The following is a 23,886-nucleotide window of genomic DNA, read 5'->3' as shown; positions in this document are numbered from 1 at the left end:
ATATGAGGACGACCATAGCATGAACAAAGAAACCCTAATGAGGGTATACGTAAGCAGAAAAAAGCTGCTTCTTCCATACTATTTCCCTATAACTGAATCTGGACACACGAATCCCGTCATTGCTCAGCCGCTCGGCTGACTGCGTCATAAATCAATCTGCAGTTAACTGGGGTTCATTTCATGTGTCTTACTTCATGGGACGTATGGTTACCTCTCATTCATGTGTAGTATCAATACTCCGTTATTGTACCAGACCGTTGAAAAAAAGAAAAGGTCTGGATGTGGTAGGCATACTCAGAATGTAAAGCAAAAAGAAAAACCCTTGATCATCAAGGGTTTCTCGGTACTACCTGTTAAGCGGGTGATGGGAATCGAACCCACGCTATTAGCTTGGAAGGCTAAAGTTCTACCATTGAACTACACCCGCATAATAAACAATCGGGACGACACGATTTGAACATGCGACCCCCTGGTCCCAAACCAGGTGCTCTACCAAGCTGAGCTACGTCCCGTTAAATTCCGAAAGGAAGTTAACAGTAATTTTACAAAATTTAATATACCACGATCCTCACTAACGCGCAAGGTATATTCGTGTTTTTTTCCATAAATCTGGATACCAGAAACGCAGGAACGCTCTCGCGGCCCTGCTGCTCCTTACCCCGCAGGTTTGTCTACATCTCTCAGAAACCTATTCTCAAAGTCTGCCGCTTCGATCGGTTTACCGAAAAAGTAGCCTTGTGCCTCATGACAATGCTGATTACGCAGAAACAACATCTGTTCCTCGTTCTCTACCCCTTCAGCCGTAACTTTTAATTGCAAATGGTGTGCCATTGAAGTAATGGTTGATACAATAGCAGCGTTATTGCTGTCTTCCATGATCTCATTGACAAATGAGCGGTCAATTTTGAGCCGGTCAATCGGCAAATCTTTGAGATAATGTAGCGAACTATACCCCGTGCCAAAGTCATCAATACTGATATGTACACCAATCTCCTTGATTTTATGAAGCTGTTCAAAGGCCCGATCCTTGTCAAAGGTCATACTCTCCGTAATCTCCAGTTCGAGCCATGCCGGCTCAAGTCCTGTTTCTCTGAGAATACTGTTGATGCTATCGAGCAGGTGGGAATGTCTGAACTGTCTCATCGAAAGGTTAACGGACACACATAACTTGCGATAGCCTGCTTCCTGCCACAACTTATTCTGTGCACATGCCTCTCGCAGAACCCATTCTCCAAGCGGTACAATCAGTCCACTCTCCTCAGCCAGCGGAATAAACTCCGCTGGAGATACCGAACCCCGCTGCGGATGCTGCCAGCGCACAAGGGCTTCCATACCTACGATTAGTCCGCTTTGCAGGTTCACCTGAGGTTGATATACCAGATAAAACTGACCCCGAGCCAGTGCTTTGCGCAGATCATTTTCAAGCTGCAAACGTTCCTGTGCTTTCATCTGCATGGCATGTGCATAACGATTGAGTTCAATTCCCTGCTCCTTCGCACTATGTAGAGCCGTATCAGCATTTTGAATAATCTCTTGTGGAGACTCTCCATCATAAGGATAAATCGCCATACCAATGCCTAGCGTAAGGTGATACTCGCTCCCATCGACCGTGACAGGTTTCTCAAAGAGTTGCAAAATGGATCGTGTTCGGCGTAGAGCTGTATCTGTACTGTAAAAATCCGTCATCGTCAGCACAAATTCATCTCTACCCAGCCCAAACACCTCTTCTCCTGGGAGAGATGAGTGATTCAGACGCTGTCCAACCTGTCGTAGAACGCGGTTGGCTGCTTGTTGTCCAAGGGAATCATTGATGGTTTTGAACCGATTAATATTGAGTACCAACACACCGACGAGCTTTTCCTCCACAACTGCGTCATCCAGCATGAGTTGAAGCCGCTGGCTTAAGCGACGGCGATTCGGAAGACCTGTAACGTCATCATGGTGCGCAATGTAGTTCATTTTGGCCTCGGCGGCCTGTTGTTGCAGGAATGGGGTGTCAACTACAGATGCATAGAGTCCTTTCTGAATGAAAAAGTACCCTAAACAATTGCTGAGCATACCAAAAAGTAGATTAAGATCGTCCACTACACTGGCGGTGACATAATAACCCTGACCTAGCAAAAAACAGAGTATGCCACATAGGATAGGAGGCAAATCGGCATTTTTTGTCTTTTTCCACTGCATATACAGAACGATAGCCCCAGTAAAATAGAGTAGTCCTGCAACCCAATGCATACGAGTGAATACTTTGCCCAGCATAAGACCATCAAGCATCTCAGGCAGTAAACTCCACGGTTGAATAGAACATATGTACAAAATCAGAAAGGCACCTAAGGTAGCGCCGAACAGAAGAAATTTGCGCGGTAATGCAACATGCTTCTCATGTATGGTGTATATAAAAAGCAGTCCTGCAGAACAAACCAGTGAGCCCATCGTTGATATCATTAATGAGAAATCAGATTCCATCATCGCTCTACCCGGAACTTCTTCTGCAAATGAAACGATGTGCACCAGTTCAAATAGACCTATCATTAAAAAGAGTGTTGTCAGCAACACTCTGCGCAACGTCAATTTTTGGGTTTGAAATAGCCAGCTTTGATTATAAATCCCAATACAGGCGGCCGTTGCAGCGAATCCACCCAGAAGCGTTATCACCGGATAACCCGAAAAGACCAGATCAGAGCCTGAAGAAAAACGAAACCATTGACTTACGAGGAAAAACAATAAACCGCCGATGGCGACCCAACCTATTTGACTCTGACCTTGCATTTTAAACTTCATGCTATGTTCCTTCCCGGGATCACGATCCTGAAATACGTCTACAACTGAATTCTGTTTGATCTAATTCATCAAGTATATTACACATTTCGACAAAAACATATATTGACCATTGTTTAATTTATTTTTACTTATGTTCTATCTGGTACATAATAACATTTAAATCCGTATTCGTGAACTAAAAATTAGTTATAAGTAGGAATATCTATTCATAAAAATGAGTAAAAACAAGGCATAAAGAACTAAAAAAACATGGTTCTCCGGTTAGAGACCATGTTTTTCAAATTTACAACCGTATTTTAGACTATTTTTATTTATCGAAGTTCACTTCAGGTGTTGTCAACTTATCGTAGAAGTCAACGACGTTGTCTTTGTTCTCCGAGGATCGCAGCGCCATTGCTGAACGTGGATGTTCATCCAGTGCGCCTGTAATCATGTAAGGCAGGATGTAACCCCACTCTTCTTTTTCTCTAAGTGGAACCATAAGCTGTTCCAATACTTCAAGTACTGGGCGCAGATTATACTTCGTTCCTTTTAAATGAGCTACCAGTAATTCTGTCGGGCAGTTTCCTGCTGCACGTCCCATGCCATACACGGAAGCATCAAGCAATTCAACACCAAGTTCAGCGGCTACGAGCGTGTTGGAGAACGCGAGTTGCATATTGTTATGTGTGTGAACGCCAAGACGTTTGTTCGGGAGATGAGTCTTGAATTTTTCTACCAAGTATTTTACGTCGTTATGATCCAAGCTACCGTAGGAATCTACGATGTAAACGACATCAACCGAGCTTTCTTTAATCAACTCAAAAGCTTCCAGCAGTTCATTCTCCATAACATTGGAAAGTGCCATAATGTTCAATGTCGTTTCGTACCCGCGATCATGGAACGTTTGCACCAGCGCAAGCGCCTTGTCCACATCTTTACTGTAGCAAGCAACACGAATCAGATCCAGCATGCTCTCGCTGCGCGGCAGAATATCGTTCTCATCCACACGTCCTACATCAACAAGTGCAGACAATTTGGTGTTACCTTTTTGCGGAATCACTTTGCGAAGAAAATCATCGTTCAGGAAGCGCCAAGGTCCGGCATCTTCGGAGCCTTTAAGCAGCTTCGGCGAGTTTTTGTAGCCAATTTCCATATAATCAACGCCAGCTTCGTTCAGTCCTGCATACAGCTTTTGAACAAAGTCTACGCTAAAATCCCAATTATTTACCAATCCACCATCACGGATGGTACAATCTACAATTTTGCAATGATTTGTCTTCATTAATGTCTGCTCCTTTTCTGACCAACTTGTGTATTCCTCTCATGATACTTGAACGTGACAAGAAAAGTAAAGGGATTCCGTGCTTATTTACTGTAAGATTTCCAGATTCGGTCCATCTCAACCATATCAGGGTTATGTTCAGCTTTCTCCCCGTAGCGCACAGCATTGTACATCCCGGGAAGCTTACGTGCCATCTCTTCCTCCGTACCCTCTTTATGCTTCAAATGACTCTTCTTAATGCTTTCTGCTGCCTCAAGCGGCGTATGAGACTTTTCCACTTGGGCTCCACGCTCCATTGCATTGCCCACCCAAGTTCGATAGTAATATCGGATACGGTCTACAGCGTGAACTGGAACAGGTTCCTTTTTACGGAACCATCGCTTACGGACTTTAGTGGGAACTTCCAGCGTCTCACTTATATCGACATACTCTGTTTTCGGTTCTTGCCTTTTCTGCACAGGTTGTAACATTCCATTGAAACGCTCCGCCAGTTTATCCATAAGCTTTCTGCCCAGCTTGACTAGGAGCCAAAGGATTACAGCCGCTGCTATTCCAAAAACAATCCAGCCAAGTATTTCCCAGATTACAGAAGGTTCCGAAGGCGGGTCTCTCAATTCATCCGGCAGACTCATCGGCTCATTCGGCATCTCAGGTGTGAGCGGCGGTTCCTGTGAAGGAGAAGATCCCAATAAACCTCTGATCCATGCAAGCAAGCGATCCTTTAACGGTCCAAGCCATGCAGCAAGACTGGGAAAAGCACCGATACCAGCGATCACGATCAACATCCATGTAATCCGCAGATGGTTTGCCCGTGTGAATTCTCGCAGTACTATTCTGCGCCTGCCATCGTTAAGTATCGCGCGATCCAGTTGGGCCCTGTATTGCCCCACAATCCAACATCCAAAGCTGATGACTCCAGCAGCATACATATGGAGCGTATACATCTGCATCGGCAACATGAATTCGATCTGAGTTGCTGCGATTGTAAGCACAACGGCACTGATTGTACCCATGACCTGCAGACGCCACAGACGGATGGAATGATAACCAGAATCGAAATCCAAGCTCGTGTAAGCCGCAATAATTAACCCTGCTCCAAGCGTAATGACCTCCGGCAATGAAAGTGACACAGCCATGCTCGTGACCATGGTGAACAACATGCCTGCTACAATGGCTGTTAGACCTCTAACAAGTGTGCTTTTCTCCACAAATGTTGTAAATCGATACCGAATCCATTGACCAAACCAACCTGTCAAGACAAACAAACCGAATAACAGATATGGGAAATAGGCGGGGGTATAAAGCGATGTAATGGTCAAGATTGGAAACAGGTAAATCCCTATTGAAAGAACTGCCAAAATGGATATGATGTGTGTTCGTTTCATTCCATCTTTTTCACTCATGCGCTCACCGCCCCTGCATCCCGCTTCAACTGCTCTACAGGCAGGATCGTTACCCGATGTCCCTGTTCATGCAAACGTTCAATCTCATGTTGCATAGCTGCCGAGACATATGACGTAATCAACAAATAACTTCGGATTTGCTGCTCTTCTTCATTTAATCTTACCTCATCTTGCAAAAACTGCTCCATCGGCACCAAACACTTCAACTCTGTTTCAGCCATAGCTTCTAACAACAGTTCCAGATGAGGCGTACCGTAATCGGGTTCAATCCGAAGTACATCACGGCCTGCGCCTGCACGATAGCCATTATGAGCAAATCCAGCTGGCAAGCCTCTGCCAATCGCATCTACAGCTGCTGTGGCTGCGTAGCAAAGTGCTTTCTCAATCAATTCGGGCCGGGTCACGACACTCCACATCTCTGCTGAATCCTGAACATTCACGACGATCCATGACTGGGGATCTGCCGTCCAGCCTTGTTTGTACACCTGCAGTTCTCCTGTTCGTGCACTCGCTTTCCAATGAATACGATTCATCGGGTCACCAGCACCATAAGGTCGCACTCCCAAGATTAGAAACGGGTCTTCCACAATCCATCTGGCAACCTCCACCTCTCCTTGCCATACCTGATAGATGGCCGGCATATCATCGATGTTTACAAGTGAAGGATACACAATCATTGACATCTGTACAGGAATGGGCTTCGTAGAGCGCCATACACCAAACAGGTCTCCACCCGTCATCGTGGCTGTATCCATCGTATACACTCCACGCTTGGAGCAGACAAACGGATGTGTGCGAGTTATCCGATTATAAGGTTTTAATGTAAACACACTTTTATGGTTCTGATAAATATTGCCTTGACTGATATCCATGCCCGAACCTGAGCGAAAAATAAATGAAGCCGGCATCATTGCCTCAAGCCTAAGCCAAGGAACCGATATTCGTTTTTCATTGGATATTGTCTCAATCATCTCCAGTTCATCACCAGCATAACAGCGTGTTCTACTGAACTGTCTGCTGTACCTGAGATTTCTTAACACCGGACGCCCAAACCATATGCCATGCAGCACTATGACCAAACTTCCAACGACAACGATCCATAGAAGTTCCATAAACTTAACGACTTCCTGTAGTAAACGTCTCTGTTGGCACCTCGGTTTGGCTCAGAATCTGTTGAATGATTTGTTCCGCGAGTCCTTCCTGTTGTCTGATCCGATTGCGAAACACTAAACGATGAGCCAGCACGGGCTCTGCCAGCATTTTAACGTCATCCGGTACGACATAGTCTCTGCCGTGCAGTGCGGCCCAAGCCTGGCTGGCTTTTAGAAGCGCCTGTGCCCCCCTTGGACTGACACCAAGTGACAATTCCGGATGTTGCCTGGTCGCTTCAGTAAGCTGCACAATATAACGCATGAGATCCTCGTTTACGATAACCGTTTTATACGATTCCTGTGCTCTCAAGAGCTGCTCGCGAGAAATAATAGAAGACAAGTCATCCACCGAGCGACTGGCTACGGTTCTTCTAAGGATCTCTACACTCTCTTCCCCGGTTGGATAACCCATACGAATCTTCATCATAAATCGATCCATCTGTGCTTCAGGTAACGGAAATGTCCCTTGATTATCAATCGGGTTCTGAGTAGCGATGACGATAAACGGACGTTCGAGCTGTCTCGTTGATCCATCGATACTGATCTGACGTTCTTCCATACATTCCAGCAAGCTGGACTGTGTACGCGGTGTTGCCCGATTAATCTCGTCTGCCAGCACAAGGTTTGCAAACAACGGGCCGGGCCTGAATTCAAAATCTCCAGACTTTTGATTATAGAAATGAATACCTGTCAAATCGGACGGTAGCAAGTCAGGCGTAAACTGTATCCGTTGAAACGTGCAGTCAAGTGAAGACGCTATCGATTTGGCAAGCATCGTTTTGCCCGTGCCTGGAACATCCTCCAGAAGCACATGACCTGACGCAATGATCGCTGTCAGAATCAGTTCCATCGTGTGCTCTTTACCTACGATTACTTTGCCAACGTGTTCGATTAATTGAGCATTCATGTGATCCATATCCTGAATATTCATAGCAATCCCTTCCTTCCGCGATGCTTATGTATTCGCATTCATTTCTAACTATAACCCTAATTGCATAAACAAAAAACAAAGGAATCGGTGAGATACCGATCCCTTCTGATATCGCTCGTGTCAATACACCAATGGAAGTTTGATCATAAAGCTGGTGCCTTCACCTTTTTGACTATCTACAGAGATGGTGCCTCCATGATTTTTAATGATACGGTAGCTCACGGAAAGTCCCAGACCGGTTCCACTCTCTTTCGTTGTGAAGAACGGGTCAAACAGACGTACCAGCGTATTGTGATCCATGCCCTGTCCATTATCAGCTATCGTGATTTGCACAAAGTTATTTTCCGTAGCTGTCGTGATCCGAATCATGCCCGTATACTCTTCCCCAACTTCTTCAATCGCGTCCATTGCATTTTTGACCATATTCAGAATAACCTGTTTGATCTGCTTCACATCGATGGATACATTAAGCGGGGTGTCTTCTACCTCCAGCAAAATCTCGCAGCCTTTCATCAGCCCTTCACTCTCGGTCAGCAGAACAACTTCTTTCAGCAATGATTCTACGGTCATGACCGTCTTCTGCGGAGCCGAAGGTTTGGAGGAATTCAGAAATTCATAAATGATATCGTTTGCTCTGTCGATCTCCGTTAATATAATTCGTGCATACTCGTCTTTACCTAACTGCAGCAGATGGGGCCGAAGAAGTTGGATAAATCCGCGAATGGCTGTTAACGGATTACGGATCTCATGAGCAATCGATGCAGAAATGCGCCCAAGCATCGCCAGTTTATCGTTTTGATATGCGGTCTGTTCAATCTGTTTGTAGTCCGATACATCCTTGACACTAAACAGAAAATCGCCATCCATCTGATCACCGTAAGTAACGGTAACCAGCCAGTGCCTCCCGTACTCATCCGTCAATTCATGATAGCGCTTACGATGAAAGATTGTTTCCCGATAAATCCGTAAAATCTTCTTTTTCTTGAAGCGACTCATCTGTGGCAGACGCAGCATCTGCATCAATGTACAACCATTTAACAGGTCTCTGGGCAGTTCCAGCAGTTTGGCCATCTGAACGTTAATAAACGTCAAGATTCCTTGGTTGTCAAACAGCATGATGCCGCTATCCATATGTTCCAGCACGTTTTCATACTTATTGTAATCCAGATGCACTTGAGGAAGCACATCCGTTGGTTGAGGCACTGTATCCTGAAATTCACTGATCACTTCAGGTTCCTCCTTTTCACGTAAATGATAAACTTTGCCGTTCGGACATCATATCATCACAGAAACAGGAAGGGCCGATTTTGTTGTTGATTACCGGGTCCCTTTCATTAGGGGGCTGAGCCGAAAATATGGATGGCATGTCCGGACGCAAGCTGGTCTAATCCGGTTAATAACAGTAGTTCCGGAGAAATCATGTACGTTTTGCTCCTTTCCAGCCTTCTCCAATTCCCAAACGAAAACCTTTTATAACACTCCGCCTCTTTTGCAAGTCTGCTTTTATCATAGACAAGTTTAGGGAATAGAGTCAATCGGAGAAAGTGTCGAATGGGAATTTTTTTGCAAAAATAACAAAGGTTTATCTAAATAATACAAAAAACGAGGCTGCATCGCCCTTACGGGAAATCAGCCTCGTTTACTATCGCCTTTTAGAACTATTCGTCCATCCATATAACATCTTACTGCAATCTATAGCCCAGTCTTGTTATGCTGAATTTTAAGCTTCCGTTGACTCATGACGGCGAGGCGACGTTTCAATTCGCTCTCCCATTTCTCATCTTTCATTTCCTTGGCGAGCCGCAGCAGATCCAGTGACATATCAATCTGACGCTGAACGATTACCATCGCATCTTCACTTTCACGGTTTACGCAGTTTTCGAAGATGGCATCCTCGTCTTCAGTCACGTAGTCTTGAAAATCAATTTCAGAAGCTCCATCGCCATGCGCATACTCAGCAAGAATCTCGTATTCGTTCTCGACTTTGTAATGAACCTCAACCCGGTGACACACCGGACAAAACAGCAGGGGAACATTATGAACCTGGGTGCGGTAATGCTTCAGCGTGCCCTTTGTTCCCACCATACTTGCCCCACAACAGTAACTCATTTTTGTTCACCCTCCTTATTAGGTGCCGGGATTTTGGTTTTAGTAAAAATGCTCCCGTACACTTCAAAAACTTCCGAAAGGGAATCATTCAAACAGTGTATCACATTCATATACAAATTATAAATGCGGATTACCGGAATATTTACCGGGTTTCCATACCCTATTCGCCTTACAAGCCCTCAATTCCTCTTTCATATTAAAAAAAGAAGATATTCTTCTATTACATTATTAACACGCCTGACAGCTTGTTCAAACACCTTAATTTAGTTAACGTTGTCCTGTGGAAAAAGGTTGCAAAAAGCCCTCAATCCCGAAAGGGATGAGGGCTTGAACATTAACTGCTCAAGTGTACCTGGCTTACAGGTTGCTGTCGCCTGGTTTCCAGTTCATTGCACACAATCCACCGGATTGAAGTGCTTGCAGTACGCGAAGTGTTTCTTCAACACTACGGCCTACATCGTTGTGGTTAACGACTTGATATTTCAGTTCGCCTTCTGGATCGATGATGAACAGACCGCGCAATGCTACGCCTTCTTCTTCGATCAGAACGCCGTAATCTTTAGCCACTTGCTTCGTGATGTCGGAAGCGAGCGGGAAGCTCAATTGACCAAGACCATTGCTGTCTTTAGGTGTGTTGATCCATGCTTTGTGGCTGTGTACGGAGTCTACGCTCACGCCAAGAATTTCTGTATCCAAAGCTTTGAATTGCTCGGAAGCATCACTCAAAGCTGTAATTTCAGTTGGGCACACAAATGTGAAGTCCAAAGGATAAAAGAAGAATACGAGCCATTTGCCACGGTAATCGGACAGTTTAACGGAACCAAAATCTTGTCCGTCTCCTGATACTGTTTCCATTGCGAAATCTGGTGCTGGTCTACCTACCAAACGTTCTGCCATAACTAAAAATTCCTCCTTTGGGATTATGTAAGCATCCATATGGATTGCTCATCATCAGGATGCACGCAGGGCGCTTGTCCTGTCATTAATCGATTTGATACTTGTTCTCAAGTACAAATAAAATGTTATCATCCGCACTTCTCAAAGTCAAGATTATAAACGTTATTTTTTTATAATAATTATAAATAAGAAATTTCCGTGCCGAATTTGCATCGAAAATGATAAAGAACAGCCCTCTGTATTTTCCATTATAGAAACCAATAGACGGGTCTACTCTGGGCATCAAAGGGCTGTTTCTTATACGAATCACGGGATTGATCCTGTGATATGTTCATGTGTGAACAGGCAAACCGGTTAAAACTTAAGCTTTTTTCTGAATAGCTGCAACAATCAGGTCGCCCATTTCGGTTGTGCTGATCGCTTTGCTCTTATCAACAGCAATGTCACTTGTGCGATGGCCTGCATTCAGCACGTTTGCTACCGCCTCTTCAATCGCATCCGCACCTTCTGCATAGCCAAACGTTGTACGGAACATCAACGCGAGCGACAGGATGGTTGCAATCGGGTTAGCCAAGCCTTGACCGGCAATGTCCGGTGCAGAACCGTGTACTGGTTCGTACAAGCCGAAGCTTCCTTCACCCAACGATGCCGAAGCGAGCATACCGATGGAACCTGTCAGCATTGCTGCTTCATCACTCAGAATGTCACCAAACATGTTCTCTGTTACAATGACATCAAAGCTTGCTGGACGACGCAGCAACTGCATCGCGCAATTGTCTACAAGCACGTGCTCCAACTCAACATCCGGATAATCAGGAGCTACCCGGTTAACCACTTCACGCCACAGACGGGAAGTTTCGAGCACGTTAGCTTTATCAACGGAAGCCAGTTTTTTACGGCGTCCCTGAGCAATCTCAAACGCTTGACGCACAATACGCTCTACTTCCGAGACATTGTAAGCACAAGTATCCACTGCCTCTTCGCCATGTGCACTCTCACGTCTGAATTTTTCTCCGAAATAAATTCCGCCCGTCAGTTCACGAACAACCATCAGGTCTGTACCTTCCAGTACTTCCGGTTTCAGCGTGGATGCGTCTTTCAAACAGTCAAACACTACGGCCGGACGCAGGTTGGAGAACAATCCAAGTGCTTTACGAATACCCAGCAGTCCTGTTTCAGGACGCAACTCTTTACTGTTATTATCCCATTTCGGTCCACCTACTGCTCCAAGCAACACTGCATCTGCATTTTTACATACAGTCAATGTTTCTTCCGGAAGCGGTGTGCCCTTCTCGTCAATGGCAATACCACCAAACAGTGCGTGCTCGGTTTCAAAACGATAACCGAATACTTCCTCCGTACGTTTCAGAACTTTTTCCGCCTCGGCCACAACTTCAGGACCAATTCCGTCACCTGCGATTACTGCAATTTTTTTCACGTCTGCCATAGGTTGTCCACTCCCTCATCTTCATTCATCACTGATCCGCTCATGTTGGCGTTTCTGTGTAAACATCGTCTCATAAATAACTCTCTTCTTTGTATCATATTCTACGGTCATTTGACCAAGATATACAATCTATGACTTTAATAGTTTTTACCTATAAGAAGAAAAGTCATAGTATTCAAGCAGGGAGAACGATCGCAGGTACCCAAGTTGTTCGGTAGATCAGGGTAAGGTAAAATATAACTGAAATCAAATTAGTTATGCTGGAGGGATGTTCACCATGCAATATTCGTATTTGGGTAAATCAGGCCTTAAAGTCAGCCGAATCTGTCTCGGTACAATGAACTTTGGACCGGCCACTGACGAAAAAGAAGCTTTCCGTATTATGGACGCAGCACTGGATGCCGGCGTGAACTTTTTTGATACCGCTAACATTTATGGCTGGGGTGAAAATTCCGGTCTGACCGAAGAAATTATTGGACGCTGGTTCAAGCAAGGCGGCGGCCGACGTGAAAAGGTTGTACTTGCCACGAAAGTCTACGGTTCGATGCATGATGAAACAGACGGTCCTAACAACGATGCCGGTCTCTCCGCATATAAAATCAGACGTCACCTTGAAGGTTCTCTTCAGCGTCTGCAAACCGATCATATTGAATTATACCAGATGCACCATGTTGACCCTGTTATCACGTGGGACGAGTTGTGGGGTGCATTTGAACATGCAGTATACCAAGGCAAAATCGGATATGTCGGTTCAAGTAATTTTGCCGCCTGGCAAATTGCCCTTGCTCAGAGCGAAGCGAAAAACCGCCACTTCCTCGGCCTTGTATCCGAGCAACATAAATACAGCCTGAATTGCCGTCTGCCTGAACTGGAGGTATTACCGGCCGCTCAAGCGCTCGGGCTTGGCGTTATTCCATGGAGCCCGCTGGATGGCGGTTTGCTCGGACGTAATGCCTTACAGAAACTTGAAGGGACTCGCAGTGGAGGTATCTCAGAACGAATTGAGAAACATCAGACGCAGCTTGAAGATTTCGCCGCACTTTGCCGTGATCTCGGTGAGCCGCAGGATACGGTTGCACTTGCCTGGGTAGCCGCCAATCCAGCTGTAACTGCACCAATCATTGGTCCGCGCACACTGGAGCAATTCGAAACTGCATTGAAATGTCTCGATCTGACACTCGACGAATCCACGCTCAAGCGTCTGGATGAAATCTTCCCTGGTCCTGGTGGACACGCCCCTAACGCATACGCTTGGTAAATTTACAATAAAAAAAGTCTGACCCTTGTTGGACTGTACTCATAGATAGACTTCATCACGTCTACACTAAAGGTACAGTTGACTCCAGAAGGGTCAGACTTTTTCACGTGTTCGGCTTTAGCTTTACTATACCGACTATGGCTTTACTATTCCGACCTAGTTAGCAGGTTTGTAAATTTGTACTTCAAGCACACCGTGCAGTACTTCTCTACAAATTGACGTTCACACGGTTGGTGTACGTTTTACGTTTCTCAATGAGTTGGTTCAAGCCGTCAACATACGCACGAGCGCTAGCACCGAGAATATCTGTGCTCACACCGCGCCCTTGAACCGAAACTTGATTCTGAGTAAGGACAACATGTACCTCACCTAGTGCGTCTTTACCGTGTGTTACGGATTTGATGGAATAGTCCGATAGCGTTACTTCTTCTCCGCTCACCTGATCAATAGCGTTATAGATCGCATCCACCGAACCATTACCTTCAGCCTGTTTCTCCACTGTTTCACCATTCAACGTGGCAATACGAACCTTCGCCGTAGGCACGGATTCATCACCGTACGTAACAAAGATGGATTCCAGTTTGTACACCTCAGGTGCATCCTGTAATTTTTCTTCAATCACGGCAAGCAGGTCTTCATCCGTAACTTCTTTTTTCTTGTCTGCCAGGTCTTTGAATTGTGCAAAAGCACGGTTCAGCGCTTCATCGTCCAGCTCATACCCAAGGTCAATCAAGCGTTCACGGAACGCGTGACGACCAGAGTGCTTGCCAAGAACCAGCTTGCTCTCTTTGAGGCCGATCGTCTCTGGTGTCATGATCTCGTAGGTTGTTTTTTCCTTCAACATGCCATCCTGGTGAATACCGGACTCATGAGCAAAAGCATTTGCACCAACGATTGCCTTGTTTCCAGGAACAACCATACCGGTCAAACGACTAACCAAACGGCTGGTACGTGCAATTTCGGACAATTGGAGCGTAGTTTTCGCCTGGAAAAACTCCTGACGTGTTTCCAGCGCCATTGCGATTTCTTCAATCGCCGTGTTGCCTGCACGTTCTCCGATTCCGTTAATCGTACCTTCAATCTGATCGGCGCCGTTCAAAATGGCGGCAAGTGTATTGGCAGTTGCCATACCCAGATCGTTGTGACAGTGTGCACTCAGCTGAACTTTATCGATATTATGAACATTTTCTTTCAGATGTTTGAAAATATTACCGTATTCGTAAGGACTCAGGTAACCGACGGTATCTGGAATATTTACGACAGAAGCGCCTTCTTCCACTGCCATATTCACCATTTCCACGAGGAAATCATACTCGGTACGCCCAGCGTCCTCCAGGGAAAATTCAATTTTCGAAAATGTCTTTTTCGCATAACGGATCGCAGAACGCGCTGTGTCAAGCACCTGCCCTTTGTCCATGCGCAGTTTGTGCTGGCGGTGGATCGGTGAGGTAGCAAGAAACACGTGAATGCACGGATCTTCTGCACCTTTAAGCGCTTCCTTGACCGCATCGATATCCTGCTCTCTGGAGCGGGACAAACCGATCACTGTAATATTTTTAACCGCTTTCGCTACGGCGTTGACTGCGGCCAAGTCACCCGGAGATGCTGCTGGGAAACCTGCTTCCATCCGGTCAATGCCAAGACGCTCCAGTTGATGGGCAATCTCCACCTTTTCGCGAGTGTTCAGATTGACTCCTGGAGATTGTTCTCCATCCCGCAGCGTTGTGTCAAATACATAGATTTTACGCACCTTCGCACCCCCTGCTTATTATTCATTTCTGTAAACCAGAATAGCGGCTCACGCATAAGCACGGCCGCTATTTCCAGTTCACGCTGTAAGTTGCTTGAGTCCCTTAAGATGCTTGTTCAAAGAGTGAACGAATTGTTGCTTACTTTTTGATCCAGTGCATCATTTCACGCAATTGTCCGCCAACCACTTCGATTGGATGTTCAGCTTCGTTACGACGTGTTGCTGTCAAGAATGCACGACCGGATTGGTTTTCCAGGATAAAGTCACGTGCGAATTTACCTTGTTGGATATCTGTCAGTACTTCTTTCATTGCTTTCTTCGTATCTTCAGTTACCACGCGAGGTCCAGTTACATAGTCACCGTACTCAGCTGTGTTACTGATGGAATCACGCATGCTTGCAAGTCCACCTTCGTACATCATGTCAACGATCAGTTTCAATTCGTGCAGACACTCGAAGTATGCCATTTCTGGAGCATATCCAGCTTCTGTCAGCGTTTCGAATCCAGCTTTAACGAGGGCACTTACACCGCCACACAGAACCGCTTGCTCACCGAACAAGTCTGTTTCTGTTTCTTCACGGAAGGATGTTTCGATAACACCTGCACGAGTACAACCGATACCTTTAGCGTAAGCCAAACCGATTTCTTTTGCTTTACCTGTTGCATCCTGCTCGATTGCGATCAGACCAGGAACACCGAATCCTTCCACGTAGGTACGACGTACCATGTGACCAGGGGACTTAGGAGCTACCAGCAATACATCGCTGTTTTTTGGAGCAACGATTTGGCCGAAATGAACGTTGAAACCGTGAGAGAAGAGCAATGCCGCGCCTTGTTTCAGGTTTGGTTCGATTTCGTTTTTGTATACAGAAGCTTGTGTTTCATCCGGAAGCAAGATTTGAACCACATCTGCACGGCTAGTTGCTTCAGCCGGAGACAACACTTCAAATCCATCATTTTTAGCAGCGTCAAAAGATTTACCTTCACGAAGTCCGATGACTACGTTCAATCCGCTGTCACGCAGGTTTTGTGCCTGAGCATGACCTTGGCTACCATATCCGATCACCGCGATCGTTTTTCCTTTCAATACGCTAAGCTCTGCATCCTGTTCATAATAAGTAGTTACTGGCATGTTATAAGTCCTCCTTTGTATTGTAAAGAACCCTTCATTAATGAGCGGGTGTCTCAATGGACCGGTAATTTCCATCTTGGTAGAAAACTGCCTGATCAATGATGATCCGGTTGCTGCATATCAACCAATCCGTTCAGACACCCGCTCGTTAATGCGGGGGTGTGGCTCTCTTTTCAAGCGTTACATCACTAAAATGTTACTTTACAGCAGTTACTGGACTGACACAATTGGAACAGATAGCATTTATTTTACGCTAACTGTGCATTTTCACAAGTAAATCATTGTGTTCATGTATGGATCAGTCCATCTTGTTTCATTATACCTCTAGACGTTGCCTCGTACCAATGCTGTTACGCCTGTACGGGACAATTCACGAATGCCATATGGCTTGAGCAATTCGATCATCGCATCAATTTTATCCGTATCACCAACGGCCTGTACCATCAGACTTGCCGGGCCTACATCAACAACCGATGCGCGGAATGTTTCAACCACTCCCAAAATTTCGGGCCGTTCGGAAGGATCTGCCTTCACCTTGATCAGCGCGAGTTCACGAGCAACCATCGGTTTCAAGCTAAAGTCAACGACTTTGATGACGTCAATAATTTTATACAGCTGTTTCTCAATCTGTTCAAGTGTTTTGTCGTCACCAATCGTAACAATGACCATCCGGGAAAGTCCAGGCTCTTCGGATTGACCCACTGTGATACTTTCGATGTTATACCCGCGTCGACCAAACAATCCGGATACACGCTGAAGGACGCCTGGCTGGTCATTAACCAATATCGAAATCGTATGTCTTATCATTCTTCAGCATCTCCCATCAGCATTTGATCGATTGTTGCTCCTTGCGGAACCATTGGATATACATTTTCATCCTTGCGTACAACAAATTCTACAACGACTGGCCCCGGTGTATCCAATGCTTCCTGCCATGCACGCTCGGCTTCTTCCTTGTTCGTTGCCCGCAGTCCCTTCACTCCGTAAGCTTCAGCCAATTTCACAAAATCAGGGCTTCCTGCCAAATCGATGTGACTGTAGCGATTTTCATAAATCAGTTCCTGCCACTGACGAACCATACCCAGTACTTCATTGTTAATAATTACAATTTTAACTGGAATGTTATTGATCGCACAGATTGCCAGTTCCTGAGAACACATTTGCATCCCGCCATCTCCGTTAATGGAGATAACCAGACGATCCGGATTAGCCATTTGTGCACCAATCGCAGATGGGAATCCAAAGCCCATTGTTCCAAGTCCGCCTGATGTGACCCAGGAGCGCGGTTGATTAAATTTGTAGTATTGAGCTGCCCACATCTGATGTTGTCCAACGTCCGTTGTAACGATTGCTTCACCCTTTGTGGTATCATTCAACAATTCAACAACCCATTGTGGTTTTAACACTTCATCCGAATCCGTGTAGGTATACGGCTTTTCCTGTTTCCACTGTTTGACCTGATCTCTCCAGGCATCTGCACGTTCAGCACGTCCAACTTCCTTGTTTGCAATCTCCAGCACTGTTTTCACATCGCCTACAATCGGAATATCCGTCGCAATGTTTTTGCCGATCTCTGCAGGATCAATGTCGATATGGACAATTTTCGCGTGTGGTGCGAATCCGTCCAGCTTACCCGTTACCCGGTCATCAAATCGTGCACCGATGTTGATGAGCAAGTCCGATTGCTGAATGGCCATGTTCGATGTGTAGGTTCCGTGCATTCCTGGCATTCCAGTCCAAAGCTCATGTCCGCTTGGGAAAGCGCCTAGTCCCAGAAGTGTTGTTGTGATCGGAATACCCGTCTTCTCTACAAACTCGAAAAGCGCTTCGTGTCCGCCAGAGTAAACTACACCGCCACCTGCAATAATCATTGGTCGCTCTGCTTCCTGAATGGCCTGTGCCAAGCGATCCACCTGCAGTTTATTCGGTACCGTGCGTGGATTGTACCCTCTCAATATAACAGGTTCAGTGCTCGGTTCAAACAACGTTTTGTTTGCCGATACATCTTTTGGAATATCGATCAGTACAGGTCCTTTGCGTCCGGTATTCGCGATATGGAATGCCTCATGAATGATGCCCGCCAGGTCTTTTACATCTTTCACCAGATAACTGTGTTTGGTGATTGGCATTGTAATCCCAGTGATATCCGCTTCCTGGAAAGCATCCGAGCCGATTAAGCTGGAATTGACATTACCCGTAATGACAACCAATGGTACGGAATCCATATAGGCGGTTGCAATTCCTGTAACGAGGTTCGTTGCACCTGGACCCGAGGTCGCAATACATACGCCTACTTTGCCACTAGCTCGTGCATAACCGTCAGCTGCGTGAATGGCACCTTGCTCGTGACGAGTCAGAACGTGTTTGAAATCTTTAAAGCCATACATCGCATCGTAAATGTACAATACCGCACCGCCCGGATAACCGAAAACACAATCCACACCTTCAAGCAGCAAACTTCTTAGCAAAATCTCGGAACCGCTAATGACCTCCGGCTTCATCCATCTTTCACGTAATTCATCTGTTGATCGTACTTCTGGAATTTGAGCTCCCATCAGTCATCCTCCTCTCGAAATTTACACCATTCTGACATTAAAAGTGACAAAAAAAACCTTCCATCCCTGCAAACAAGTTCATGCTTGCGAGGGACGAAAGGTTATCGCTTCCGTGGTACCACCCAACTTTGTCCGAAATTTCGCAATAACGGACCTTACCAGGTATAACAAAACGATGTTCAAACGAACATAGTCGTTTCCCATACCTGTTGTCTGTAACGCAGACTTACGATTCTCCCTAATACGCATAGATTTGACGATCCAGTGCTTTTCAGGAAAACAGCTCCGAGGTGAGCTCGTATATAAGGGGTAATGGTGGTGGTTTCAGCAAATCCAGCCACTCTCTGAGCAAAAGAGCCCTTAAAACTTCGTCCTCTTCATAGCCGATGAAATATTCTCGTTAAATGTTAGGAACATTATATGATTCCTCCAACCGATAAGTCAATACCTGTTTTTGATAAAAATGTGTTGACCAGATCGACATACGCTCTCCACTCTATGTTTGCCCCAATGTCTGACCTTCATGCAGTCACCTTTTATCTCGCTCCAGGCATAAGATATACAGGCCGCACGACTAGCCTTGAAAGGAGGCTCCGCATGATCATTCGTCAGCGTTCATCCAAACTGGATGACGGCGCAATTCTAAGGCTAATCGACACACAGCTTGTTCCGTTATCACATATGAGCGAGAAGGAAATCCATAAAATCCGCAAAGAAATACCCCTGCGAATGAACAGGGGCATGACCTTTGTAATCTCACCGGAGCCGAATAAACCTGCTGTTGCATTCATTCATTTTCTCATGCATGGCGAACTGTTATACGTAGATATGATGGCCGTAAGTCCGAAAGAACAGCGTAAACGTTACGGACAGACGTTACTGCACAAAGCAGAGAGCTTTGCAGTATCACGCGGCTGCAGAAAATCCAAAGTCATGGTAGATGAAGGCAATACAAATGGAACTCACTTTTATCAAAAAAATGGATATCAGATGCTGAGATATATCATGATAAGCCGCTGTTACGAAATGGAAAAAAGGCTCTAGTTTTTACTAGAAAAATCCTGGTGGTCTCGGTCCAGGACCGTAAGGGCCATATCCTGGACCAGGGCCATACCCCGAACCTGGGCCATAACCGGATCCATATCCCGGGCAACAATCAGGTTTCGGACCTGGGCCTGGGCCATACCCGGGACCAAATCCAGGACCTTGGCCATAAGCGTAAGGTAACGTCGCAATGGCGAGTAGATCAAATAATACCAAAGGCAAAATAGCTTTGGTACGTACTTTTTTTCCACCTGAACGCCTGAGCACAAGTTTGTTCCCTGATACTTTTAACAGTTTCCCCGTAACCCGAGTACCGTCTTTTTTGACCGCAACAATGTTTTTGCCTATAAGTTTCATCGCTTCAGTACGCGTAACATGTTTTCTCATACTATCCCTCCTCCTCGGATCATTCAAAACAGTGTATTCGTCCAAGACTGGATTCGCCTGTTTCTTTGTCCCTACCGAGAAAGTTGGGTATTACAAATGGAGCAAACAAACAAAAGACCCGCTTAATAGCGGATCTTTTGTTAAATAACGTTTGGATACCAAATGTTATCTCGTTTATGTTATTACCTTTTACCTGGATCATACGGTTCTCCAAGTGCAGATGGCGCCGAAGAACGTCCTACAGCTGCTACAAGCACAATAAGCGTCAGCAAGTAAGGCAACATGTAGATAATTTCCTGGGGAATACTTTGTGTCCATTCAAACATCTGTACATAGTTACGAATCGCTTGAGAGAATCCGAAAAATGCTGCTGCTCCAAAGGCTCCAATCGGATTCCACTTGCCAAAGATCATTGCTGCTATTGCAATATAACCTTGTCCCGAAACTGTATTGTGCGAAAAAGTTCCAGTCGTAGTTAAAGTGATCGCTGCTCCACCAATAGCTGCAAGCGCTCCACTAATCATAACACCTATATAACGATAACGACGAACTTTCACGCCAACAGTATCGGCTGCACTTGGATGCTCACCTACTGAACGCAGACGAAGACCAAATGGTGTTTTGAACATAATGTAATACGTCAGGAATACAAACAAAATCGCCAGATACGTTGTTGGATAGACATTTTTGAAAAAGGCTTCGCCAAGCAACGGAATGTTCTCAAGGAACGGCACATTAAATTTGCTGAAGCCTTGTACCAAAGGCGAGTCACCTGAACCTTCGAACAGCAATTTCACCAAGTACAGTGTACTACCTGCCGCCAAAAAGTTAATGACGATACCACTGATAACCTGATCCGCTTTGAACGTAATTGATGCTACCGCATGAATAAGTGAGACAAGCACACCAAGCACGATGGCAAGAAGCACTCCCATCCAAGCCGATGTCGTTCCGTCCATACCCGCTTCTTGAGCATAGTGAGCACCAATACCGGCTGCAAAGGCACCAAACACCATAAAACCTTCAAGACCAAGGTTTGTTACTCCGGATTTCTCCGAGAAAATCCCGCCGAGGGAAGCAAAAATCAATGCCGTAGCAAAGACAAGCGTCGTATTGATAATTTGCCCGATTGTCAACAAGTCCATCTACAACACCTTCTCTTTCTTGCGCTTGGAATAGAACGGTTTAAGTACCCAGCGCACGATGCCTTGTGCGGCAATAAAGAAGATAATCGAACCGATGACAATTCGAATAATCTCAGGTGGTACATCCGCAGCAAAGCTCATACCTGCAGAACCATAAGTGAGTGTACCGAAAAGCAACGCACCAAGCAGCACTCCAAATGGATGGTTGAGCCCGATCAAGGCAACCGCAATCCCGTCAAAACCAGTACCAGGTGAGCCGGTCATCAACGTTTGATAATGGAACACACCCAAGACTTGGAAGGCTCCACCCAGACCCGCAAGCATACCACTGATAAACATGGCTTTTACAATGTTTCGATTAACACTCATTCCTGCATATTCTGCAGCATTGGGGTTGTAACCCACCGCACGGATTTCGAAACCTTGTTTGGTTTTCCACATGTAAATATAAAAGAGTGCAGCCATAACAAGAGCAATCAACGTTCCCATGTGAACTCGAGAGTCACCCATTAATTCAGAAAGCCATTGCAGACTTATTGAAGCAGAATCACTGATATCTGCCGAGCGGTTCTCACCTGAGAGCAATAGAAATTGCCGAACAATCAGGTTTGCCAGATACAAACCGATCCAGTTCAACATAATACTGCTGATTACCTCGTTAACCCCACGTGCAGCTTTTAGATAACCTGCAATCGCTGCCCAAAGCCCGCCAAACACCGCGCCCGCAATCAAAGCAAGTGGCGCGTGAATGTAAATCGGAAGACCTGTGAACTTGACACCAACGAATGTAGCTGCTGTCATACCTACAAGAAATTGTCCTTCGCCACCGATATTAAACAATCCGGCACGAGCCGCAAAGGCAAATGCAAGCCCCGTCATGATAAGCGGAGTCATTTCCCTTACAGCTTCACCAAAGTTGTACATGTCGCCAAACACTTTCTTGAACAAAGCACCGTAAGCTTCAAACGGGTTATATCCACCAATCATCATTACAATCCCGCCAAGAATAAGTCCCATAAGAATCGCCACAACAGGCAGAATAAATGAATCTCGGGTAAACCATTTTAATACTTTATTCATGCGCAGTACCTCTCTTTTGGGTGCTGCCCGCCATCATCAAGCCGAGCTCCCTGTCATTGGTTTCTTCCGGCAGCACCTCGCCAACGATCTGTCCTTCATAGATAACCGCTATGCGATCGGAAACGTTCATAATCTCATCGAGTTCAAATGAAATGAGCAGAACGGCCTTGCCTTGGTCACGCTGAGCGATCAACTGTTTCTGCACAAACTCGATTGCACCTACGTCCAAACCACGAGTTGGCTGAGCAGCAATCAGCACTTCAGGGTTTTTATCCACCTCACGGGCGATAATTGCCTTCTGCTGATTTCCTCCGGACAACGAACGTGCTTTTGTCTCAATGCTCGGTGTGCGCACGTCAAATGCTTCAACAAGCCGCTTGGCCTGCTTTTTAATCGCATCAAAGTTCAAGAAACCTCTGCGTGTATAGGGTTCCTTATAATACGACTCCAAAACGATATTTTCGCTCACAGAGAAATCAAGGACAAGCCCGTGCTTATGTCGATCCTCCGGAATGTGAGCAACACCTGATTCAGAGATATGACGTGGGGAGCGGTTGGAAAGCTCCTTACCTTCCAAACGGATGGATCCGCTATCCACTTTACGCAAACCCGTAAGAGCTTCGATCAATTCACTTTGACCGTTTCCATCAACCCCTGCAATACCAACAATTTCACCAGCACGAACATTCAGGTTCAGATTGTTGAGAACCGCGATGCCTTCTTTGTTTTTGGACATCAGCTTGCTAACCTCAAGTACGTTGGCTCCAGGTGTAGCTGGCTTCTTGTCCACTTTAAACGTAACGTTGCGGCCAACCATCTTCTCCGCCAGTTCATTCGGGTTTGTTTCCGAAGTTTTGACCGAATCAATAACTTTACCACGACGAATAATGGTTACCGTATCCGAAATTTCCATGATTTCTTTCAACTTATGTGTAATCAGGATGATTGACTTGCCTTCAGCGACAAGCTTTTTCATGATAACCATCAATTCTTTGATCTCTTGAGGTGTCAGCACCGCTGTAGGCTCATCAAAGATCAAAATGTCTGCACCGCGATATAATGTTTTCACAATCTCAACACGCTGCTGCATACCGACAGAAATATCATGAATTTTGGCGTGAGGATTCACCTTCAGTCCATATTGTTCGGACAAGCGCTGTACTTCTGCAGCGGCCTTTTTATAGTTAATATTGAGACCCTTCGTAGGCTCGGATCCCAAAATAATGTTCTCTGTTACCGTGAACGGCTGCACAAGCTTAAAATGCTGATGCACCATACCGATGCCAAGATCGATTGCCCGATTGGGACTATCGATGATGACAGGTTTGCCATTCACTTCAATGGAACCTTCATCCGGCTGATAGAGACCAAAAACAATGTTCATCAATGTTGACTTACCAGCGCCGTTTTCGCCCAGTAGAGCATGAATCTCGCCTTTCTGAAGCTGAAGGCTGATGGCGTCGTTGGCAACAATGCCTGGGAAACGCTTCGTTATTTGTTTTAACTCAACGACGGGGGTTGCTGCACCCATGTAATCACCCTTATAACTGAT

At 45.7% G+C, this 23,886-nt stretch carries 19 protein-coding genes and 2 tRNA genes; 2 read left to right on the top strand and 19 right to left on the bottom strand.

All coding sequences use genetic code 11. The features are described from left to right. Nucleotides 1-356 precede the first annotated feature (356 nt). From AC1VYS_RS08970 to leuB, 11 genes are all read right to left on the bottom strand, one after another. Nucleotides 357-427 (bottom strand) — tRNA-Gly (locus AC1VYS_RS08970). 11 nt (nucleotides 428-438) lie between these two features. Continuing rightward, nucleotides 439-512, bottom strand: a tRNA-Pro gene (locus tag AC1VYS_RS08965). Nucleotides 513-654: 142 nt separating this feature from the next. Then, nucleotides 655-2,781 carry a bifunctional diguanylate cyclase/phosphodiesterase gene (locus tag AC1VYS_RS08960; RefSeq protein ID WP_482913950.1) on the bottom strand — a complete coding sequence of 709 codons (2,127 nt, stop codon included), beginning with the start codon at nucleotides 2,779-2,781 and terminating at the stop codon, nucleotides 655-657. Nucleotides 2,782-3,088: 307 nt separating this feature from the next. Beyond that, nucleotides 3,089-4,045 carry an aldolase catalytic domain-containing protein gene (locus tag AC1VYS_RS08955; protein ID WP_482913949.1) on the bottom strand — a complete coding sequence of 319 codons (957 nt, stop codon included), beginning with the start codon at nucleotides 4,043-4,045 and terminating at the stop codon, nucleotides 3,089-3,091. An 83-nt stretch (nucleotides 4,046-4,128) separates the two neighbouring features. Next, on the bottom strand, nucleotides 4,129-5,448 hold the full coding sequence (locus AC1VYS_RS08950; RefSeq protein ID WP_482913948.1) for a hypothetical protein: 1,320 nt from the start codon (nucleotides 5,446-5,448) through the stop codon (nucleotides 4,129-4,131). After that, on the bottom strand, nucleotides 5,445-6,560 hold the full coding sequence (locus tag AC1VYS_RS08945) for a DUF58 domain-containing protein (protein WP_482913947.1): 1,116 nt from the start codon (nucleotides 6,558-6,560) through the stop codon (nucleotides 5,445-5,447). The genes AC1VYS_RS08950 and AC1VYS_RS08945 overlap by 4 nt, the downstream gene beginning before the upstream one ends. Nucleotides 6,561-6,564: 4 nt before the next feature. Further along, nucleotides 6,565-7,530 carry an AAA family ATPase gene (locus AC1VYS_RS08940; RefSeq protein ID WP_482913946.1) on the bottom strand — a complete coding sequence of 322 codons (966 nt, stop codon included), beginning with the start codon at nucleotides 7,528-7,530 and terminating at the stop codon, nucleotides 6,565-6,567. A 120-nt stretch (nucleotides 7,531-7,650) separates the two neighbouring features. Then, nucleotides 7,651-8,757 carry an ATP-binding protein gene (locus AC1VYS_RS08935; protein ID WP_482913945.1) on the bottom strand — a complete coding sequence of 369 codons (1,107 nt, stop codon included), beginning with the start codon at nucleotides 8,755-8,757 and terminating at the stop codon, nucleotides 7,651-7,653. Between the two features lie 465 nt (nucleotides 8,758-9,222). Further along, nucleotides 9,223-9,639, bottom strand: coding sequence for a hypothetical protein (locus AC1VYS_RS08930; protein WP_090922221.1), 417 nt, complete (start codon nucleotides 9,637-9,639; stop codon nucleotides 9,223-9,225). Between the two features lie 357 nt (nucleotides 9,640-9,996). After that, nucleotides 9,997-10,536: a peroxiredoxin gene (locus AC1VYS_RS08925; RefSeq protein ID WP_090922219.1), complete on the bottom strand. Its 540-nt coding sequence runs from the start codon at nucleotides 10,534-10,536 to the stop codon at nucleotides 9,997-9,999. A 361-nt stretch (nucleotides 10,537-10,897) separates the two neighbouring features. Continuing rightward, on the bottom strand, nucleotides 10,898-11,983 hold the full coding sequence (gene leuB / locus AC1VYS_RS08920) for a 3-isopropylmalate dehydrogenase (protein WP_482913944.1): 1,086 nt from the start codon (nucleotides 11,981-11,983) through the stop codon (nucleotides 10,898-10,900). 277 nt (nucleotides 11,984-12,260) lie between these two features. Between leuB and AC1VYS_RS08915 the strand changes: the two genes are divergently transcribed. Beyond that, nucleotides 12,261-13,241, top strand: coding sequence for an aldo/keto reductase (locus tag AC1VYS_RS08915; RefSeq protein WP_482913943.1), 981 nt, complete (start codon nucleotides 12,261-12,263; stop codon nucleotides 13,239-13,241). A gap of 208 nt (nucleotides 13,242-13,449) precedes the next feature. On the opposite strand, the gene AC1VYS_RS08910 is transcribed toward AC1VYS_RS08915, so the two are convergent. The 4 genes from AC1VYS_RS08910 to ilvB form a co-directional block, all read right to left on the bottom strand. Continuing rightward, nucleotides 13,450-14,991 carry a 2-isopropylmalate synthase gene (locus tag AC1VYS_RS08910; RefSeq protein ID WP_482913942.1) on the bottom strand — a complete coding sequence of 514 codons (1,542 nt, stop codon included), beginning with the start codon at nucleotides 14,989-14,991 and terminating at the stop codon, nucleotides 13,450-13,452. Nucleotides 14,992-15,130: 139 nt separating this feature from the next. Continuing rightward, a complete protein-coding gene (gene ilvC / locus AC1VYS_RS08905; protein WP_434752135.1) occupies nucleotides 15,131-16,123 on the bottom strand; it encodes a ketol-acid reductoisomerase in 993 nt (330 codons plus the stop codon). 324 nt (nucleotides 16,124-16,447) lie between these two features. Then, on the bottom strand, nucleotides 16,448-16,930 hold the full coding sequence (gene ilvN, locus AC1VYS_RS08900; protein ID WP_482913941.1) for an acetolactate synthase small subunit: 483 nt from the start codon (nucleotides 16,928-16,930) through the stop codon (nucleotides 16,448-16,450). Beyond that, a complete protein-coding gene (gene ilvB / locus AC1VYS_RS08895) occupies nucleotides 16,927-18,678 on the bottom strand; it encodes a biosynthetic-type acetolactate synthase large subunit (RefSeq protein ID WP_482913940.1) in 1,752 nt (583 codons plus the stop codon). The genes ilvN and ilvB overlap by 4 nt, the downstream gene beginning before the upstream one ends. 600 nt (nucleotides 18,679-19,278) lie before the next feature. Here ilvB and AC1VYS_RS08890 point away from each other — a divergent pair. Then, nucleotides 19,279-19,722 (top strand): GNAT family N-acetyltransferase, encoded by a 444-nt coding sequence (locus tag AC1VYS_RS08890; protein ID WP_482914947.1) that lies wholly within the window; start codon nucleotides 19,279-19,281, stop codon nucleotides 19,720-19,722. Between the two features lie 6 nt (nucleotides 19,723-19,728). Here AC1VYS_RS08890 and AC1VYS_RS08885 read toward each other — a convergent pair whose 3' ends face one another. From AC1VYS_RS08885 to AC1VYS_RS08870, 4 genes are all read right to left on the bottom strand, one after another. After that, on the bottom strand, nucleotides 19,729-20,109 hold the full coding sequence (locus AC1VYS_RS08885; RefSeq protein ID WP_482913939.1) for a hypothetical protein: 381 nt from the start codon (nucleotides 20,107-20,109) through the stop codon (nucleotides 19,729-19,731). A gap of 182 nt (nucleotides 20,110-20,291) precedes the next feature. After that, the gene (locus AC1VYS_RS08880) at nucleotides 20,292-21,254 is read right to left on the bottom strand and encodes an ABC transporter permease (RefSeq protein ID WP_482913938.1); all 963 of its coding nucleotides are present in this window, start codon (nucleotides 21,252-21,254) and stop codon (nucleotides 20,292-20,294) included. Next, nucleotides 21,255-22,334 (bottom strand): ABC transporter permease, encoded by a 1,080-nt coding sequence (locus tag AC1VYS_RS08875; protein ID WP_482913937.1) that lies wholly within the window; start codon nucleotides 22,332-22,334, stop codon nucleotides 21,255-21,257. Then, nucleotides 22,327-23,865: an ABC transporter ATP-binding protein gene (locus AC1VYS_RS08870; protein WP_482913936.1), complete on the bottom strand. Its 1,539-nt coding sequence runs from the start codon at nucleotides 23,863-23,865 to the stop codon at nucleotides 22,327-22,329. Before AC1VYS_RS08870 ends, AC1VYS_RS08875 begins: the two co-directional genes overlap by 8 nt. Nucleotides 23,866-23,886: the final 21 nt, after the last annotated feature.

The organism is Paenibacillus sp. G34, from assembly GCF_056856875.1.
The sequence above is the reverse complement of the archived record's forward strand: the minus strand, read 5'-3'. Positions and strand labels throughout refer to the sequence as shown.

Coding starts and splice junctions, on each gene's coding strand:
- AC1VYS_RS08875 (WP_482913937.1), bottom strand. CDS start 22,334: ATGAATAAAGTATTAAAATGGTTTACCCGAGATTCATTTATTCTGCCT.
- AC1VYS_RS08925 (WP_090922219.1), bottom strand. CDS start 10,536: ATGGCAGAACGTTTGGTAGGTAGACCAGCACCAGATTTCGCAATGGAA.
- AC1VYS_RS08915 (WP_482913943.1), top strand. CDS start 12,261: ATGCAATATTCGTATTTGGGTAAATCAGGCCTTAAAGTCAGCCGAATC.
- AC1VYS_RS08885 (WP_482913939.1), bottom strand. CDS start 20,109: ATGAGAAAACATGTTACGCGTACTGAAGCGATGAAACTTATAGGCAAA.
- AC1VYS_RS08880 (WP_482913938.1), bottom strand. CDS start 21,254: ATGGACTTGTTGACAATCGGGCAAATTATCAATACGACGCTTGTCTTT.
- AC1VYS_RS08950 (WP_482913948.1), bottom strand. CDS start 5,448: ATGAGTGAAAAAGATGGAATGAAACGAACACACATCATATCCATTTTG.
- ilvB (WP_482913940.1), bottom strand. CDS start 18,678: ATGGGAGCTCAAATTCCAGAAGTACGATCAACAGATGAATTACGTGAA.
- AC1VYS_RS08930 (WP_090922221.1), bottom strand. CDS start 9,639: ATGAGTTACTGTTGTGGGGCAAGTATGGTGGGAACAAAGGGCACGCTG.
- AC1VYS_RS08870 (WP_482913936.1), bottom strand. CDS start 23,865: ATGGGTGCAGCAACCCCCGTCGTTGAGTTAAAACAAATAACGAAGCGT.
- AC1VYS_RS08955 (WP_482913949.1), bottom strand. CDS start 4,045: ATGAAGACAAATCATTGCAAAATTGTAGATTGTACCATCCGTGATGGT.
- leuB (WP_482913944.1), bottom strand. CDS start 11,983: ATGGCAGACGTGAAAAAAATTGCAGTAATCGCAGGTGACGGAATTGGT.
- AC1VYS_RS08960 (WP_482913950.1), bottom strand. CDS start 2,781: ATGAAGTTTAAAATGCAAGGTCAGAGTCAAATAGGTTGGGTCGCCATC.
- AC1VYS_RS08945 (WP_482913947.1), bottom strand. CDS start 6,560: ATGGAACTTCTATGGATCGTTGTCGTTGGAAGTTTGGTCATAGTGCTG.
- ilvN (WP_482913941.1), bottom strand. CDS start 16,930: ATGATAAGACATACGATTTCGATATTGGTTAATGACCAGCCAGGCGTC.
- ilvC (WP_434752135.1), bottom strand. CDS start 16,123: ATGCCAGTAACTACTTATTATGAACAGGATGCAGAGCTTAGCGTATTG.
- AC1VYS_RS08940 (WP_482913946.1), bottom strand. CDS start 7,530: ATGAATATTCAGGATATGGATCACATGAATGCTCAATTAATCGAACAC.